The 16,113-nt window shown below is 74.7% G+C and carries 16 protein-coding genes; 11 read left to right on the top strand and 5 right to left on the bottom strand.

From position 1 onward, the window contains the following. Positions 1-3 precede the first annotated feature (3 nt). The gene (locus ACWIYF_RS21180; RefSeq protein ID WP_448624795.1) at positions 4-1,278 is read left to right on the top strand and encodes a patatin-like phospholipase family protein; all 1,275 of its coding nucleotides are present in this window, start codon (positions 4-6) and stop codon (positions 1,276-1,278) included. 57 nt (positions 1,279-1,335) lie between these two features. Here ACWIYF_RS21180 and ACWIYF_RS21175 read toward each other — a convergent pair whose 3' ends face one another. Then, a complete protein-coding gene (locus ACWIYF_RS21175; protein WP_448624794.1) occupies positions 1,336-2,475 on the bottom strand; it encodes a helix-turn-helix domain-containing protein in 1,140 nt (379 codons plus the stop codon). 128 nt (positions 2,476-2,603) lie between these two features. Between ACWIYF_RS21175 and ACWIYF_RS21170 the strand changes: the two genes are divergently transcribed. Further along, complete coding sequence (locus tag ACWIYF_RS21170) at positions 2,604-3,527, top strand: proline dehydrogenase family protein (protein ID WP_448628781.1); 924 nt, start codon at positions 2,604-2,606, stop codon at positions 3,525-3,527. 5 nt (positions 3,528-3,532) lie between these two features. After that, positions 3,533-5,158, top strand: a complete 1,626-nt coding sequence (gene pruA, locus ACWIYF_RS21165) for an L-glutamate gamma-semialdehyde dehydrogenase (RefSeq protein WP_448624793.1) — start codon at positions 3,533-3,535, stop codon at positions 5,156-5,158. A gap of 42 nt (positions 5,159-5,200) precedes the next feature. Here the strand turns inward: pruA and ACWIYF_RS21160 are convergent, their stop codons facing one another. After that, positions 5,201-5,722 carry a DUF488 domain-containing protein gene (locus ACWIYF_RS21160; RefSeq protein ID WP_448624792.1) on the bottom strand — a complete coding sequence of 174 codons (522 nt, stop codon included), beginning with the start codon at positions 5,720-5,722 and terminating at the stop codon, positions 5,201-5,203. Between the two features lie 22 nt (positions 5,723-5,744). On the opposite strand from ACWIYF_RS21160, the gene ACWIYF_RS21155 reads away from it, so the two are divergent. Continuing rightward, positions 5,745-6,902, top strand: coding sequence for an MFS transporter (locus ACWIYF_RS21155; RefSeq protein ID WP_448624791.1), 1,158 nt, complete (start codon positions 5,745-5,747; stop codon positions 6,900-6,902). 43 nt (positions 6,903-6,945) lie between these two features. Here ACWIYF_RS21155 and ACWIYF_RS21150 read toward each other — a convergent pair whose 3' ends face one another. After that, positions 6,946-7,293: a hypothetical protein gene (locus ACWIYF_RS21150; protein ID WP_448624790.1), complete on the bottom strand. Its 348-nt coding sequence runs from the start codon at positions 7,291-7,293 to the stop codon at positions 6,946-6,948. A 26-nt stretch (positions 7,294-7,319) separates the two neighbouring features. Next, positions 7,320-8,024 (bottom strand): helix-turn-helix transcriptional regulator, encoded by a 705-nt coding sequence (locus ACWIYF_RS21145; protein ID WP_448624789.1) that lies wholly within the window; start codon positions 8,022-8,024, stop codon positions 7,320-7,322. Positions 8,025-8,108: 84 nt separating this feature from the next. Between ACWIYF_RS21145 and ACWIYF_RS21140 the strand changes: the two genes are divergently transcribed. Further along, positions 8,109-8,684: a DUF2231 domain-containing protein gene (locus tag ACWIYF_RS21140; protein WP_448624788.1), complete on the top strand. Its 576-nt coding sequence runs from the start codon at positions 8,109-8,111 to the stop codon at positions 8,682-8,684. A gap of 1 nt (position 8,685) precedes the next feature. Further along, the gene (locus ACWIYF_RS21135; RefSeq protein ID WP_448624787.1) at positions 8,686-9,135 is read left to right on the top strand and encodes a hypothetical protein; all 450 of its coding nucleotides are present in this window, start codon (positions 8,686-8,688) and stop codon (positions 9,133-9,135) included. Between the two features lie 7 nt (positions 9,136-9,142). Here the strand turns inward: ACWIYF_RS21135 and ACWIYF_RS21130 are convergent, their stop codons facing one another. Further along, positions 9,143-10,210 (bottom strand): NAD(P)-binding domain-containing protein, encoded by a 1,068-nt coding sequence (locus ACWIYF_RS21130; protein WP_448624786.1) that lies wholly within the window; start codon positions 10,208-10,210, stop codon positions 9,143-9,145. A gap of 233 nt (positions 10,211-10,443) precedes the next feature. On the opposite strand from ACWIYF_RS21130, the gene ACWIYF_RS21125 reads away from it, so the two are divergent. From ACWIYF_RS21125 to ACWIYF_RS21105, 5 genes are read left to right on the top strand one after another with little or no spacing between them, the layout of a single operon-like run. Then, positions 10,444-11,712, top strand: a complete 1,269-nt coding sequence (locus ACWIYF_RS21125) for an ABC transporter substrate-binding protein (protein ID WP_448624785.1) — start codon at positions 10,444-10,446, stop codon at positions 11,710-11,712. 2 nt (positions 11,713-11,714) lie between these two features. After that, the gene (locus ACWIYF_RS21120; protein WP_448624784.1) at positions 11,715-12,674 is read left to right on the top strand and encodes a carbohydrate ABC transporter permease; all 960 of its coding nucleotides are present in this window, start codon (positions 11,715-11,717) and stop codon (positions 12,672-12,674) included. Positions 12,675-12,683: 9 nt separating this feature from the next. Further along, complete coding sequence (locus tag ACWIYF_RS21115) at positions 12,684-13,613, top strand: carbohydrate ABC transporter permease (RefSeq protein WP_448624783.1); 930 nt, start codon at positions 12,684-12,686, stop codon at positions 13,611-13,613. After that, the gene (locus tag ACWIYF_RS21110; RefSeq protein ID WP_448624782.1) at positions 13,610-15,028 is read left to right on the top strand and encodes a GH1 family beta-glucosidase; all 1,419 of its coding nucleotides are present in this window, start codon (positions 13,610-13,612) and stop codon (positions 15,026-15,028) included. The genes ACWIYF_RS21115 and ACWIYF_RS21110 overlap by 4 nt, the downstream gene beginning before the upstream one ends. Next, the gene (locus ACWIYF_RS21105; RefSeq protein ID WP_448624781.1) at positions 15,025-16,050 is read left to right on the top strand and encodes a LacI family DNA-binding transcriptional regulator; all 1,026 of its coding nucleotides are present in this window, start codon (positions 15,025-15,027) and stop codon (positions 16,048-16,050) included. The genes ACWIYF_RS21110 and ACWIYF_RS21105 overlap by 4 nt, the downstream gene beginning before the upstream one ends. Positions 16,051-16,113: the final 63 nt, after the last annotated feature.

Raw genomic sequence — 16,113 nt, 5'->3', positions numbered from 1 at the left:
ACCATGGCCGCCGCGACCCACGAGGCGGCCGTGAGGATCCGGCGGCCCGAGGACGTGCACTTCCTGGCGCTGGAGGGCGGCGGAGGAAAAGGCGTGACCTACCTCGGGGCCGTCCGGGCACTTGAACGACTGGGCGTCCTGCCCATTGACATCGACCGCCCCGGGCAAAGCCAGATCCGCGGGATCAGCGGAGCTTCCGCCGGGGCCATCACGGCACTGCTGCTCAGTATGGGGGCGACGGCCGCCGCGCTCGAGCGAATCCTTTCCAATCCGTCGACCTTCACCCGGTTCTTCGACGGGCCCGATCCAGGGCGCTACCGAGTCGTGGACAAGGACAACCGGCCCGGTGTCCGTAGCGATGCGCCGCCGGGCGTGGATGTCAGGGCCTTCGTCGCCGCGCGCGCCGCGAGCGTCTCGGGCCGGCTGGCGGCCGCGGAATTCCTCCTGCCGCAACTGATCCGGTTCGGTGTCCTGGGGCCGCCGACCCCCATACTGCAACGGTTGGCGCGGCAGCCGGACGCCTACCTCTACAACTTCCTCTTCGACCGCGGCCTCTTCCCGGGGTTCCAGCCCCGGCGGTTCTTCCAGTCCCAGATGAACACGTTCCTGGGTGGGAAGCTGCTGAGGATGGCAGGCGGGGACTTCGGTCGGGTCCGCCCTGCCGACGCTTTGTCGTTCCGAGCGTTCCGTCAGCTGACCGGCATCGACCTGGTGGTCACGGGAGCGAACGTCACCACGCACAAGCCAGCGATGTTCTCGGAGCGGTTGACGCCGGACTTTCCGGTGGCGGAGGCGGTTGGGATATCGATGAATCTGCCTCTCCTCTTCAAGCCGGTGCTGGTGGAGGCGCAAGTGCCGGCGAGGGAAGGGGGGGTGGTCGACGACTACGGCGGCTTCTGGGTGGATGGCGGCCTGCTGAACAATCTGCCCCTGCACGCCTTCGACCACCGAGGTGCGGAGGTGGCTGGATCACCCGGCCTCTACCCGCTGAAGCCGGACGTCCTCGGTCTTCGCCTGACGGAGGGCCCAGCGAGGGCAGCTGCGAACCTCCCGGGGCCGGAGGCAGATGTGCTGAAGCGCCACCTTGCCGGCGTCTTCGAGACCCTGATGTTCCCCGCAGAGCAAGGGCAGCTGCGGACCAGGGCGGAAGCGGACCAGACGATCGACCTGTTCACCTATGAGCTCGAGACCACCGAGTTCGCGCCCCCTGCGGCCAAGCAGGCAGAACCGATCGCGAATGCCCAGCGGGCCGTGACGGACTACTTCGCTGGGGCCTGAGGCGTCGACCCACCGGCACCCGTGGCCCGGCGGAGGCTGCGGTGACTGCGAGGGGCATCACCGCCCACTGCACGTACGGTCCAGCCGTCCGGCCTTGAGCGCCGTGTGCACGAGCAGGCGGTCCGCCCCGTCGGCGAGGTCGAGACCGGTCAGCTCGGACACCCGCCCCAGCCGGTAGTACAGCGTCTGGCGGTGGATGCCCAGGGCGGCCGCCGCCCGGGACGCGCTGCCGGCGCAGTCGAGGAAGACCTCCGCCGTCCGGGCGAGCACCGGCTCGGCGAGCAGCCGGCCGACGGCGGGGTCGGGTCCGGGCAGCGCGGTGATCGCCCGCCAGGCACCCAGCTCGGCCCAGTGGGCGACCGGCGCGAACTCCTCGACGCCGGCCGCCACGCGGGCGGCGGCGCGGGCCTCGGCCCACTGGCCCGGCAGGTCGCCGATGCCGGAGCGCACCGCCGAGAGCCCCGCGCTGCTGCCGGGCGGCAGCGTGGACAGCGCGGCGGCGGTCAGCGCGGTGGCCGGCCGCAGGTCGCCGGCCCGCCGCAGCGGCACGAGCACGGCGACCCGCTCGCCGTCCTCGGCCAGCACCGCGCTCACGGCCCCCGCGCCGGGCGCCCGCCAGCCGGACGGGAGCACCCCGCCGGCCGGGGCGAGGGCCACCACGAGCTGCGCGGCGCCGGCCCCGAACCGGTCGCCCAGGGTCCGGAAGGCGCGGTCGCGGGCGGTGCCGCCCCCGGTGAGCGCCGTGCGCAGCACCCGGTCCAGCGCGCCCTCCGCGGGCTCGCGGCCCGCCAGCAGCCGGCCGGCCTCGGCGGCGAGCTCCACCGCGGCGGCCAGGGCCGCGTCGTCCGCGTCGTCCGGGTCGGTGCGGCCCTCGTCGAGCAGCCACAGGTAGCCGTGCGTGCGGCCGGCGTGCCGCACCGGGATCACCAGCCGGGTGAGGATGCCGGCGCCGGGGTCGGCCGGCGTCCGCAGCGGCCCCTCGGCCCGGGCGATCCCGAACTCCTCGAACCAGCGGCGGGTCTCCGGTGGGGAGCCCCGGGTGAGGATCGACCGCGTGCGGACGGCGTCCATGCCGGTGCCCCCCGCGCCGTCGTGGGCGCAGAACGCCAGCAGGGTGAACTCGGCGTCCTCCAGCGTGACCGGCGCCGCCAGCAGCCGGGACACCTGGTCGACCAGCTCCTGCAGCTCGTCGCGCACACCGCCTCCCTCCTGTACAGGTGTATGAAATCAGTACGGGGGACGTCGTACGTCTGTCGCTGGTCCCCGGGCCCGCGGGTGCTTAGCGTCGGAGGCGTCGTCAAGCGGTGCGGAGGTGGCTCGTGCTGATGCAGAGAGGGCTGCTGGCGGCCTCGCGCCGCCCCGCCCTGCGGCGGCTGGTCGTGGGCACCCCGGCCACCCGGCGGGTGGTCGACCGCTTCGTGGCCGGCGAGACGCTGGCGGACGCGCTGACCGTCGTCGGCACCCTGTCGGCCGACGGCATCGCGGTGACCCTCGACCACCTCGGCGAGGACGTCACCACCCGGCTGGAGGCCAAGCGCTCGCGCGACGCCTACCTGGCCGCCCTCGACGGGCTGGCGCCGCTCGGCCTCGGCCCGGCCGCGGAGGTCTCGGTGAAGCTGTCGGCCTTCGGGCAGGCACTGCCCGGCGGTGAGGACCTGGCCCTCGAACTGGTCCGCCCGGTCGTCGAGTCGGCGCAGGCGCTGGGCACGACGGTCACCCTCGACATGGAGGAGTCCCGCACCGTCGACGCCACCCTCGCCGCCGTGGCCGAGCTGCGCCGTGACCACCCCGGGGTCGGCGCGGTGCTGCAGGCCATGCTGCGCCGCACCGAGGACGACGCCCACGCGCTGGCCACCGCCGGCTCACGGGTGCGGCTGGTCAAGGGCGCCTACCGGGAACCGCCGGAGGTCGCCTTCCCCCACCGCCGGGAGGTGGACGCCGCCTACGCCCGCTGCCTCGGCGTCCTGATGCGCGGTCCCGGCTACCCGATGGTCGGCTCGCACGACCCGGCCATGGTCGGCCTGGCCCAGCGGCTGGCCGCCGAGTACGGGCGGACGCCGGACACCTGGGAGGTCCAGATGCTCTACGGCATCCGGCCCGACGAGCAACGCCGGCTGGCCGCCGCCGGCGTCCGCGTGCGCGCCTACGTGCCCTATGGCGTCGACTGGTACGGCTACTTCATGCGCCGACTGGCCGAGCGCCCCGCCAACCTGCGCTTCTTCCTGCGCTCCCTCGCGACGAAAGGCTGAGCCCCATGGACGCCGTCACCCGGGTGCCCGCTCCCCGCAACGAGCCCGTGCTCACCTACGCCCCCGGCTCGCCGGAGCGGGCCGCGCTGGAGCTGCGGCTGGCCGAGCTGGCCGACGCCCCGTTCGAGCTGACCGCGACCGTCGGCGGCCAGGAGCGGATGCCCGGCGGGCCGGAGTTCGAGGTCGTGCAGCCGCACCGGCACGCCGCCGTCCTGGGCCGCTCGGCGCACGCCACGCACGCCGACGCCGAGGACGCGGTTCTCGCTGCCAAGGGGGCGGCGCCTGCCTGGCAGTCCCTCTCCTTCGACGACCGCGCGGCGGTGTTCCTCAAGGCCGCCGACCTGCTGGCCGGGCCGTGGCGGCAGACGCTGAACGCCGCGACGATGCTGGGCCAGAGCAAGACCGCCTACCAGGCCGAGATCGACAGCGCGTGCGAGCTGATCGACTTCTGGCGCTGGAACGTGCACTTCGCCCGGGAGATCGTCGCCGAGCAGCCGGTGTCCTCGCCGGGGGTGTGGAACCGCACCGACCACCGCCCGCTGGAGGGGTTCGTCTACGCGATCACGCCGTTCAACTTCACCGCGATCGCCGGCAACCTGCCCACGGCGCCGGCGCTGATGGGCAACACCGTCGTGTGGAAGCCGGCGCCGACCCAGCAGTTCGCCGCGCACTTCGTGATGCGGCTGCTCGAGGCGGCCGGCCTGCCGCCCGGGGTGATCAACCTGCTGCCCGGCGACGGCGTGGCCGTCTCCGACGTCGTCCTCGCCGACCGCGACCTCGCCGGCATCCACTTCACCGGCTCCACCGCCGTCTTCCAGCACCTGTGGCGCACCGTCGGGAACAACATCGCCTCCTACCGCGCCTACCCGCGGGTCGTGGGGGAGACCGGCGGCAAGGACTTCGTCGTCGCGCACGCCTCGGCCGACGTCGACGTGCTGCGCACCGCGCTGATCCGCGGCGCCTTCGAGTACCAGGGCCAGAAGTGCTCGGCGGCCTCCCGGGCCTACGTGCCGCGCAGCGTCTGGGCGCGGCTGCGCGAGGACCTGATCGGCGAGACCGAGGCGCTGCCCATGGGCGACGTCACCGACTTCGCCAACTTCCTGGGCGCGGTCATCGACCGGTGCTCGTTCGACAAGCTCGCGCGGGTGATCGACCGGGCGAAGAACGACCCGGCGCTGACCGTGGTCGCCGGCGGCACCGTGGATGACAGCGAGGGCTTCTTCGTCCGCCCGACGATCGTCGAGGGCACCGACCCCGGGCACGAGATGTTCGCGACCGAGTACTTCGGGCCGGTGCTCGCGGTGCACGTCTACGACGACGGCGAGTACGACCGCGTGCTCGAGCAGATGGAGTCGGTCGCCCCGTACGCGCTCACCGGGTCGATCATCGCGCAGGACCGCGCCGCGATCGCCCACGCCGAGCGGTACCTGCGCTTCGCCGCCGGAAACTTCTACATCAACGACAAGCCGACCGGCGCCGTCGTCGGCCAGCAGCCCTTCGGCGGCGGCCGGGCGTCGGGCACCAACGACAAGGCCGGCGCGGCGCAGAACCTGCTGCGCTGGACCTCGACCCGCTCGATCAAGGAGACGTTCGTCCCGCCGACCGACCACCGCTACCCGCACCAGGGCTGAGCGGAGGAGATCCGTCGCGGTCACGCGCACGGATCTCCTCCGCTACGGCCAGCGGACGAGGCCGTCGGGCGCGAGGACGGCGCCGTCCGACGGGCGGTGCTCGGCGAGCCGGCCGTCGGGCATCAGGTGGGCGACCGGCACCCCCCGCCCGAGGACGGCGACGTCCGCGATCAGCCGCCGGTGGCAGCGCCACCACACGCTCTCGCTGCACATCACCGCCACCGCTGCCCCTGCCGCCTCCGCGAGCACCTCGTCGAGCGCCGCGGCGAACTCCGGCGTCCGGGTGTGCGCGGCGTAGGCGGCGAACGCGGCGTCGGTCCACCATCCGTCCGCGACCGGCTCGCCGCGGGGCAGCCGGCGCCGGCCGCCGAGCCGCTCCTCCCAGCGGTAGCCGATGCCGGCCGCGGGGAGCCAGTCGGCCAGCGCCTCGCGGCGGACGTCCGGGTTCGACCGGCTGCCGGGGAACCGGCGGACGTCGACCAGGACCGCGACCGAGGCCGCGGCCAGCCGGGCGCCGAGGCGGACCCGGTCGTCGGGACCGTGGCCGATGGTCAGCAAGGGCACCGGCCCTGCATACCGTGGGGGCGTGGCCGGGGCAGAGGTGCGGGAGTCGCTGTGGCGGCTGCCGGCGCTGCGGGCGCTGATCGCGGCGACCTCGCTCGGGTTCGTCAGCTTCTGCCTGACGCTGGCCTCGCTGCCGGCCTACGCGGTCGCCGGCGGGGCCGGCGCGACCGCCGCCGGCGTCGTCACCACGGTGTTCCTGCTGGTCACGATCGCGGTCCAGCTGGCGGTGCCCGCGCTGACGCGGCGGTTCGGCCTGGGCCCGGTGCTGGCCGGCGGGCTGCTCGCGCTCGGCGCGCCCTCCCCGCTGTACGCGGCCGGCGACTCCCTCGGCTGGCTGGCCGGCATCTCGGCGGTGCGCGGCGCGGGCTTCGCGGTTCTCACCGTGGTGGGCGCGACGCTGGCCGGGCTGCTCGCCCCTCCGGAGCGGCGTGGGGAGTCCTTCGGTCTGTACGGGCTGGCCATCGCGGTGCCGCAGCTGGTCGCCGTCCCGCTGGGGGTGGCGCTCGTGCTGGGCGGGCGCGCCGAGTGGCTGGCCTGGCTGGCCGCGGCCCCGGTGCTGGGCCTGCCGCTGGTGCCCCGGCTGGTCCGCGCGGCGCCGTCCGCACCGCCCGCGGCGGCCGGGCCGGGCGCGTCCCGCCGCGCCGTGCGCAGCGCGCTGGTCCCGTCGGTGCTGCTTTTCGTGGTCACCCTGGCCGGCGGCGCGGTGGTGACCTTCCTGCCGATCGAGCGGCCGGAGGGCGCGATCGCGACCACGGCGCTGCTGCTGATGAACCTCACCGCCGCCGTCAGCCGCTGGCGCGCCGGCGTGCTGGCCGACCGGATCGGGATGCGCGTGCTGCTGCCGCTGTCGGTGGTGCTGGCCGCCGCCGGTCTCGTCGTCCTCGCGCTCGGCGTGGAGGAGGGGACGGCGGCCGTGCTGGCCGGCGCGACCGTGTTCGGGCTCGGCTACGGCGCGACGCAGAACCTCACGCTGCTGGCCGCGTTCCGCCGGGCCGGTGACAGCGGCGCCACGACGGCGAGCGCGTTCTGGAACGCCGCGTTCGACGGCGGCACCGGCGCCGGCGCGCTGCTGCCCGGACTGGCGGCCGTCGGCCTCGGCCTGCCGTGGACCTACGCGCTGATCGGCGCGGTGCTGGTGGCGGTGCTGCCGCTGGCCCGCGCCTCGGTCCGGGTCAGCTGACCGCGCCGGTCAGCTGAGGGCGCGGGTCAGCTGAGGGCGCGGGTCAGCTGACGGCGCGGTCCGCGGCGGCGCGCAGCGAGCGGAGGAAGAGGATCTCCTCCCCGGCCCGGCGCAGCCACGTCCGGAGCCCCTCCGGGTCGGTGCGGTTGGCGTCGCGGAGCTGGCCGAGGCGCAGCTGCCGGGTGCTGGCCTGGGCGCGCTGGGCAGGGGGCAGCTGCCGGCCGAGCGTGCGGGCGATGCCGGTCAGCCCGGCGCCCAGGAAGACCAGCTCGCGGATCCCGGTCACGCCGGCGAGCAGGTCGTCGGCGGCGGGGTCGCCGGCTTCGAGCAGGCGCAGGTACTCGCCGGCGCGGGTACGGCCCTCGGCGGCGTCGTCAGTGGAGGTGCTCATCGCCTCCACTGTCCCAAACCGCGGGCTCAGGGGCGCGCGGGCTGCAGCCGCACGCAGCACTGGCCCGGCGTCGGCTCCAGCGCCGCATCGACCGTCCGCGCCTGCAGCCCCTCGAGCAGCCCGGTCACGAACGCGTGGTTGATCCCGCACACCAGCTCGGGGTCGCGGGCGGCGAGCGGGTGGAAGGGGCAGTTGCGCAGCCGCAGGGCGGTGCCCGCCTCCCGGACCGGCTCGAAACCCAGCCGCGACAGGACGGCGCCGGCCAGGGCGAGCGCCCGCTCGGCACCGAGCCGGCCGGTGCGCCGCGCGCTGCGCTCGGCCGCGCCGTCGGCGGCGCCGCGGGCACGGGCGACGCGCAGGGCCGCCTCGCCCGCCGTCTCGGTCGGCTGCTCGGTGCGCACCGCCTCGACCAGCAGCTCGGCGAGCAGGTCGGGACTGCGCGGCGGGATGGTCACGCGGACCTCCGTGCCGGAGGGGGCGTAGACCTTCGGACGGCGCCCGATGCCCCGGCCGCCGCCGTCCCCGGTCCGCGCCTCGAGCAGGCCGGCCGCCACCAGCTTGTCCAGGTGGAACGCCGCCAGCTTGCGGGAGATCCCGACCGCCTCGGCGGCCGCCTCGCGCGTCACCGGACCGTCCGCCCGCCGCAGGTGCTCGAAGAGCGCGCGGCGCACCGGGTCGGCGAGCGCGGCCACGGCCTGGAGGTCCGGGAGCTGCCGGCCCGGGGTGCTCATGGGCGGCATCGTATCGCCAACATCGGTGCGCCGATCCCCTTCCTCTTGACGCCCCGGCGCTAAAAGACCAACATCCATTGGCAAATGCCGACCCTCTCGGAGGTCGCGATGGAGCCAGTGGACACCCGCGCCAAGCGGCCGGCCTCGGCGCTGCTGGCCGGCCCCTACGGGCATCCTTTCCACCCGATCCTGGTGACCGTCCCCATCGGCGCCTGGGTCTCGAGCCTGGTCCTGGACATCGGCTCGCACGTGGTCCGGGACGGCGCCGCGCTGGCGACCGGCGCGCTGTGGCTGATCGCGATCGGCGTCCTCGGCGCCCTGGCGGCCGCGGCGGTCGGCTTCCTCGACTTCCTGCTCATCCCGTCGGGGACCCCGGCCCACCGGACGGCGCTGGTCCACATGGGCCTGAACCTGGCCATCACCGTCGGCTTCGCGCTCGGCTTCCTCTGGCGGCTGTCCGCGGACGACGGGCCCACCGGCATCGGGCCGCTGGTGCTCTCCGCCGTGTGCCTCGCCGCCCTCGGGATCTCCGGCTCCCTCGGCGGCAAGCTCGCCTACCGGTACGGGGTCCGCGTGGCCGAGGAGGCGGAGCAGGCCGAAGGGTTCGCCCGGCCCGGCGCACCCGTCGACGTTCGAGCCCCCGGAAGACGAGGAGACTGACATGGCCGTTGCCGCGCTGATCACCTGGATCGTCACGGCGGGGTTGGGCTTCACGATGCTCGGCCGCTGGCTGCGCGCCGGCGGCACCCGATCGACCAGCGGTGCCTTCCGGCCCCCGGTGGTCTTCAGCCACTTCCTGCTCGCCGCCGCCGGGTTGGTCGTGTGGATCATCTACCTGGTCGCGGACGCCGACGCGCTGACCTGGGTGGCGTTCGTCGTCCTGGTCCTGGTCGCCGTCCTCGGTGACGTGCTCGTGCTGCGCTGGAACAAGACCCGCCGCGGCGAGCTGGTCGGCGGCGGGTCCGCCGGAGGCGCGGGCGGCGCGGTCGCCGAGACCGATCCCGCACCGGAACGGCACATCCCGGCCGGGCTGGTGGGGGCGCACGGCGTGTTCGCCGTCGCGACCGTCGTCCTCGTGTTCCTGACCGCGATCGGGGTCGGCGGCAGCTGAGGCCGGCTCAGGCGGCCAGCGACGCGGGAGAGAGGAAGGCCCGCAGCTCGCGGGCGGCGGTCTGGCCCGCGCGGTTGGCGCCGATCGTGCTGGCCGAGGGGCCGTAGCCGACCAGGTGCACCCGCGGGTCCCGGGCGGTGCGCGTGCCGGCCATCCGGATGCCGCCCCCGGGCTCGCGCAGGCGCAGCGGCGCGAGGTGTGCGAGCGCGGCGCGGAAGCCGGTGGCCCAGAGGATCACGTCGGCCGGCATGAACCGGCCGTCGTCCCAGGCCACGCCGTCGGCGGTGATGCGGTCGAACATGGGCAGTCGCCGCAGCGCGCCGCGGTCGAGGGCGTCGCGGACCCACGGCGTGACGACCAGCCCGGTGACGCCGACGACGCTGCCGGGGGAGCGGCCCGCCCGCACGGCCTCCTCGACGCGGGCGACCGCGGCGCGGCCCTCGTCGGTCCCGAAGGGGCCCTCGCGCCAGATCGGCGGACGCCGCGTCACCCAGGTCGTCGAGGTGACCCGCGAGATCTCCCCGAGCAGCTGCACCGCCGAGGCGCCGCCGCCGACGACGACCACGTGGCGGCCGGCGAACTCCGCGGCCGAGCGGTAGTCGGCCGTGTGCAGCTGGCGGCCGGCGAACAGCTCCTGACCGGGGTAGCGGGGGACGAACGGCCGCGTCCAGGTGCCGGTGGCGTTGACGATCGCGCGCGCCGCCCAGTCGCCGGCGGAGGTCTCGACCAGCAGACGCTCGCCCGGCCGCACCGCGGTGACCCGCACGGGCCGGTGCACCGGCAGGTCGAACGCGCGCTCGTAGGCGGCGAAGTAGGCCGGCACGACCCTGCTCGCCCGGTCGTCGTCGGCGCCTGCGTCGAAGGGCAGGCCCGGGAGGTCGTGCACCCGGTGCGTCGTCCCGACGGTGAGCGAGGGCCAGCGGTGCTGCCAGGCGCCACCCGGCTGGGTGTTGTCGTCGAGGACGACGAACCCCGTCTCCCGGGCGAAGCCCTGGCGGAGCAGTCCGTAGGCGGTGGCCAGCCCCGCCTGCCCGGCGCCGAGCACGGCGACGTCGACGGGGCGGGGGCGGGTCACGGGAAGGGGAACGGCGGCGGGGCGCGCGGGCTTCCCGGCGACGGCTGAGATCACGCTCGCGCAACGATTCGTGGAAGCGCTCCCACAAGCTCTTGACCGGAGATGCGACCTGCGTCACGCTGCCGGGAGCGCTCCCACAGGATCGGCACCGACGCCCCGAGGAGGGCACCGTGACAGGTAGCCGCGCTGCATCGGCCCATCTCTCCCGCTCCGGACGGAGGGTTCGCCGTGCGGTGACCGCGGTCGCCGTCCTCGGCGTCGCCGGCGGCCTGGTCACGGCCTGCGGCGGCGACTCCGGCGACGACGGCACGACGCTGCGGGTCAACCTGTTCGGCCGGTTCGGCTACGCCGACCTCTACGACCGGTTCGAGGCCGACCACCCCGGGGTCGAGATCGTGGAGACCGCCGAGGGCGATCTCGGCCAGTACAACACCCAGCTCACGCAGCGGATCGCCGCCGGCAGCGGGGCGGGCGACGTGGTGGCCATCGAGGAGGGCCAGATCGTCAGTTTCCTCGAGAACCCCCAGAACTTCGTCAACCTCCAGGACGCCGCCTCGCCCGACCGCAGCCAGTGGCTGGACTGGAAGTTCGACCAGGCCACGACCCCCGAGGGGGACTACACGATCGGTCTCGGCACCGACGTCGGCGGCCTGGCGATGTGCTACCGCACCGACCTGTTCGCGCAGGCCGGGCTGCCGACCGACCGCGCCCAGGTCGGCGCCCTCTGGCCCGACTGGACGGCGTACATCGAGACCGGCAAGCAGTTCCAGGCGGGCATCGGCCGCGACGACGTGCACTTCGTCGACGGGGCGACCAACACCTACAACTCGGTGCTCATGCAGACCGCCGGCACCGACCCCGGCTACACCTACTTCGACCAGGACGGCACCCTCGTCTTCGCTGCGAACCCGGCAGTCCGCGAGGCATGGGACACCGCCGTCGCCATGGACGCCGCGGGGCTCTCGGCCGAGCTGAAGTCCTTCTCCAACGAGTGGAACGCCGGCTTCAAGAGCGGCGCCTTCGCCACGATCGCCTGCCCGGCCTGGATGACCGGCTACATCCAGGAGCAGTCCGGCGACGACAACGCCGGCAACTGGGACATCACCACGGTGCCCGGCGGCGGCGGCAACTGGGGCGGCTCGTTCCTCGCCGTGCCGAGCTCGAGCAGCAACCAGGACCTCGCGGTGGAGCTGGTGGAGTTCCTGACCTCCGCCGACGGCCAGCTGGCCGCCTTCGAGGCGGAGGGCAACCTGCCAAGCAACCCGACGCTCTACCAGCGGCCCGAGCTGCAGAACGCCACCAACGAGTACTTCAACGACGCCCCCGTCGGCCAGCTGTTCGTCGCCGGCGCCAGCCAGCTGCAGCCGGTCTACCTGGGCGCGAAGAACCAGGTGGTCCGCGACGCGGTGGAGAACGTGCTCCGCGGCGTGGAGTCGGGGGAGGCCTCGCCCGACGAGGGCTGGCAGCAGGCCATCGACGCCGCGCAGCAGGCCGCGTCCTGACCGTGGCGACCACCGCGCCGGCCCCGCCCCGGCGGGACGACGCCCGGCCCGGCACCCGCCGGCGCCGGGCGCTGTCCCGCTGGGACACCCGGTACAGCCCCTACCTGTTCGTCGCGCCGTTCTTCCTGCTGTTCGCCGTCTTCGGGCTGTACCCGCTGGTGCGGACCTTCTGGGTCTCCCTGCACGACTGGAGCCTGCTCGGCACCCACTCCTGGGTGGGCCTGGACAACTACACCGAGCTGCTGGCCGACTCCTACTTCTGGAACGCCGTCGGCAACACGCTGGGCATGTTCGTGCTGGCGACGGTGCCGCAGCTGCTGCTCGCCCTCGGCCTGGCGCAGGTGCTCAACCGCCGGTTGCGGATGCGGACCGCGTTCCGGCTCGGGGTGCTGGTCCCGAACGTCGCCTCGGTGGCGGCCGTCGGGATCATCTTCACGCTGATCTTCGCCCGGGACTTCGGGCTGGTGAACTGGCTGCTCGACCGCGTCGGCCTCGACGCGGTCAACTGGCAGGCCGGCCGGCTGTCGTCCTGGACGGCGATCTCGGTCATGGTCGACTGGCGCTGGACCGGCTACAACGCGCTCATCCTGCTGGCCGCGCTGCAGGCGGTCCCCAAGGACCTCTACGAGGCCGCGGCCATCGACGGCGCGAGCGCGTGGCGGCAGTTCTGGAGCATCACCGTCCCGCTGCTGCGGCCGACCCTGCTGTTCGTCACCGTCGTCTCGACCATCGGCGGCGTGCAGCTGTTCACCGAGCCGCTGCTGTTCAACTCCGGCGCCGGCGCGCTGCTCGGCGGCACCCAGCGGCAGTCGCAGACCGTGGCGATGTACCTCGTGGAGCAGGCGTTCCCGGGCCAGGACTTCGGCTACGCCGCGGCCATCGCCTGGGTCATGTTCCTGCTCATCGCCGTCGTCGCCGTGGTCAACGTCTGGCTGATCACGCGGATCCGATCGGCGGAGTAGGGGACGGCGATGACGCAGCAGCAGCTGACCGCCGCGGCGCCCGCCGTCCTGCCCGGGCTGGTGGAGGAGGCGCCGGCGCCGGTCCGCCGCACCCGCCGCTGGTCCCGGGCCGGCGGCCGGCTGTGGTCGGCCGGCCCGCTGACCTACCTCGCCCTGGTCCTCGCCGTCCTGCTGTCGGTGGCGCCGCTGTGGTTCATGGTCGTGATGGCCTCCCGGCCCAACGACGAGATCACCAGCATCCCGCCGCCGCTGACCCCGGGCGACCAGCTCGACGACAACATCGGCCGGGTCCTCGCCAACCGCGACATCCTCTTCGGCCGGGCGATGGTCAACAGCCTGATCGTGGCCGGCGTCTGCACCGTCTCGGTCGTGCTGCTCTCCAGCCTGGCCGGCTTCGCCTTCGCCAAGCTGCGCTTCCGCGGCCGCAACGTCCTGCTGCTCACGGTGATCGGCACGATGATGGTTCCCGTCCAGCTGGGCCTCGTGCCGCTGTACATGCTCATGGGCCGGCTCGGCCTCAACGGGCAGCTGCCGGCGGTGGTCCTGCCGTTCCTGGTCAGCGGCTTCGGCGTCTTCATGATGCGGCAGTACGCCGTCTCCGCCGTCCCGGACGAGCTGGTCGACGCCGCCCGGGTCGACGGCGCGTCCACGGCGCGGATCTTCTTCTCGATCGTCTTCCCCGCCCTGCGCCCTGCCGCGGCGGTGCTGGGGCTGCTCACCTTCATGGAGCGCTGGAACGACTTCCTCTGGCCCTACCTCACCCTCGACCCGGACCACCCCACCGTCCAGGTCGCGCTCTCCCGGCTCTCGGGTGGCTACTACACCGATCAGGCGCTGGTCATGGCCGGCACGCTGCTCGGCACCCTGCCGCTCGTCGTCGTCTTCGTGCTGTTCGGCCGCCAGATCATCGGCGGCATCATGGAAGGTGGCATCAAGTGACGACCGAGGTCCTGCCCCTCCCCGTCCAGGACGCGGCCGCGCCGGCTCCCGATCCGGCAGCCTTCCCGGCCGGCTTCCTGTGGGGCGCGGCGACCGCGGCGTACCAGATAGAAGGCGCGGCGGCGGAGGACGGCCGCGGCCGGTCGATCTGGGACACCTTCAGCCGCCTCCCCGGCCGGGTCCGGGGCGGCGACACCGGGGACGTCGCGGCCGACCACTACCACCGGTGGCGGGCGGACGTCGCGCTGATGGCCGACCTGGGCCTGCAGTCCTACCGCTTCTCGGTGTCCTGGCCGCGGGTGCAACCGGGCGGGCGCGGGCAGGCCAACCAGCGGGGTCTGGACTTCTACTGCGCGCTCGTCGACGAGCTGCTGGGCCAGGGGATCGAACCGTGGGTGACGCTGTACCACTGGGACCTGCCCGACGAGCTGGAGCGGGCCGGGGGCTGGCCGGTCCGCGACATCGCTGAGCGCTTCGCCGACTACGCCGAGCTGACCGTGGCCGCGCTCGGCGACCGGGTGCGGTTCTGGACGACGCTCAACGAGCCGTGGTGCTCGGCCTTCCTCGGCTACGCCAGCGGCGAGCACGCCCCCGGACGGCACGAGCCGGGCGCCGCCGTGGCCGCCGCCCACCACCTGCTGCTCGCGCACGGCCTCGCCGTCCCGGTCCTGCGGGCCGGCGGCGCGGAGCAGGTCGGCATCACGCTGAACCTCTACCCGGTGACCCCGGCCGACGACCACCCGGCGGTGCTCGACGCCGCCCGCCGGGTCGACGGGCTGCACAACCGGCTGTTCCTGGACCCGGTGCTGCGCGGCCGGTACCCCGACGACGTCCGCGCGGACCTCGCGGCGGTCACCGACTTCGGCTTCGAGCAGGACGGCGACGCCGCCACGATCGCCGCGCCGCTGGACCTGCTGGGCGTCAACTACTACACCCGACACGTGGTGCGCACCTCCCCTCTGCCCGGCGCCGCGATCGCCGCCACCTCCCCGCCGGAGGGCCCGCCGACGGCGATGGGCTGGGGCGTGGACGCCGGCGGGCTGCCCGAGATGCTCGGCCGCCTGCACCGGGAGTACGGCGGGCTGCCGCTCTACGTCACCGAGAACGGCGCGGCCTACGAGGACGAGGTCACGCCGGACGGCGCCGTGCACGACCCCGAGCGGACGGCGTACCTCGCCGCCCACGTCGACGGCTGCGCGCGGGCGATCGCCGCCGGGGTGCCGCTGCGGGGCTACTTCGTCTGGTCGCTGATGGACAACTTCGAGTGGGCGCACGGCTACGGCAAGCGGTTCGGCCTGGTGCACGTCGACTACCGGACCCAGCGGCGCCGCCCCAAGGACAGCGGCCTCTGGTACGCCGGCCTCATCCGGGGCCACCAGGAGGCCGTGCTGACCGGCGGGATACTGCCGCGGTGACCGCCTCGAGCCAGCGCCCCACTCTCGACCAGGTGGCCGAGCGGGCGGGAGTCGGGCGCGGCACGGTGTCGCGGGTGATCAACGGCTCCCCGCAGGTCTCCGAGCGCACCCGCGCCATGGTCGAGGCGGCGGTCGCCGAGCTCGGCTACGTGCCCAACCTGGCGGCGCGGGCCCTGGTCACCCGCCGCACGGACGCCGTCGCCCTGGTCATCTCCGAGAGCGAGGACCGCGTGTTCGGCGAGCCGTTCTTCGCCGGCGTCGTCCGCGGGATCAGCGCCGGCGTCACCGCCGCGGACCGCCAGCTGGTGCTCGCGCTCACCGCCGGGCCGGACGGCCAGCGGCGGCTGGAGCGCTACCTCAGCCCGCAGCACGTCGACGGCGTGCTGCTGGTGTCGCTGCACGGCGACGACCCGCTGCCGCGGCAGCTGCGCGCCCGCGGGCTCCCGGTGGTCCTCGGCGGCCGGCCGCCCGGGGGCTACGACGGCGCCTACGTCGACGTGGACAACGTCGGGGGCGCCCGCGCCGGCGTGGGCCACCTGCTCGAGCGTGGCCGCCGCCGGATCGCGACGATCACCGGCCCGCACGACATGGGCGCCGGCCAGGACCGGCTCGCCGGCTACCGCGCGGCCCTCGCCGACGCGGGCCGGGAGGTGGACCCGGAGCTGGTCGTCGAGGGCGACTTCAGCGAGGTCAGCGGGGTGCGGGCGATGCGCGCGCTGCTCGAGCGGCGGCCGGACGTCGACGCTGTCTTCGCCGCCGACGACCTCATGGCGATCGGCGCGCTGCGGGCGCTGCGCGAGGCCGGCCGGCGGGTGCCCGAGGACGTCGCCGTCGTCGGCTTCGACGACTCGCCGCTGTCCCGGGTGACCGAGCCGCCGCTGTCGACGGTGCGCCAGCCGGTCGACGAGATGGGACGGGAGATGGCCGAGATGCTGATCCGGCTCATCTCGGAGGGGGAGGCGGACGGCACCGACCGCTCGGCGGTGCTGCCCACGGAGCTGGTCGTCCGCGCGTCCTCCTGACCACTGCCGGGGCGGGTGGTGCGGGTGGGGCGCGCCGCCCGCGCGGTGCCTGGTCGCGCGTCC

This window comes from Geodermatophilus sp. URMC 64, assembly GCF_053502555.1.
Note: the sequence above shows the minus strand (reverse complement) of the source record. Positions and strands in the feature narration are given on the sequence as shown.

Bases quoted from the DNA above. Each gene is read 5' to 3' on its own strand.
- ACWIYF_RS21180 (WP_448624795.1), top strand. From the start codon at position 4: ATGGCCGCCGCGACCCACGAGGCGGCCGTGAGGATCCGGCGGCCCGAG.
- ACWIYF_RS21170 (WP_448628781.1), top strand. From the start codon at position 2,604: ATGCAGAGAGGGCTGCTGGCGGCCTCGCGCCGCCCCGCCCTGCGGCGG.
- pruA (WP_448624793.1), top strand. From the start codon at position 3,533: ATGGACGCCGTCACCCGGGTGCCCGCTCCCCGCAACGAGCCCGTGCTC.
- ACWIYF_RS21150 (WP_448624790.1), bottom strand. From the start codon at position 7,293: ATGAGCACCTCCACTGACGACGCCGCCGAGGGCCGTACCCGCGCCGGC.
- ACWIYF_RS21145 (WP_448624789.1), bottom strand. From the start codon at position 8,024: ATGAGCACCCCGGGCCGGCAGCTCCCGGACCTCCAGGCCGTGGCCGCG.
- ACWIYF_RS21140 (WP_448624788.1), top strand. From the start codon at position 8,109: ATGCCGACCCTCTCGGAGGTCGCGATGGAGCCAGTGGACACCCGCGCC.
- ACWIYF_RS21135 (WP_448624787.1), top strand. From the start codon at position 8,686: ATGGCCGTTGCCGCGCTGATCACCTGGATCGTCACGGCGGGGTTGGGC.
- ACWIYF_RS21115 (WP_448624783.1), top strand. From the start codon at position 12,684: ATGACGCAGCAGCAGCTGACCGCCGCGGCGCCCGCCGTCCTGCCCGGG.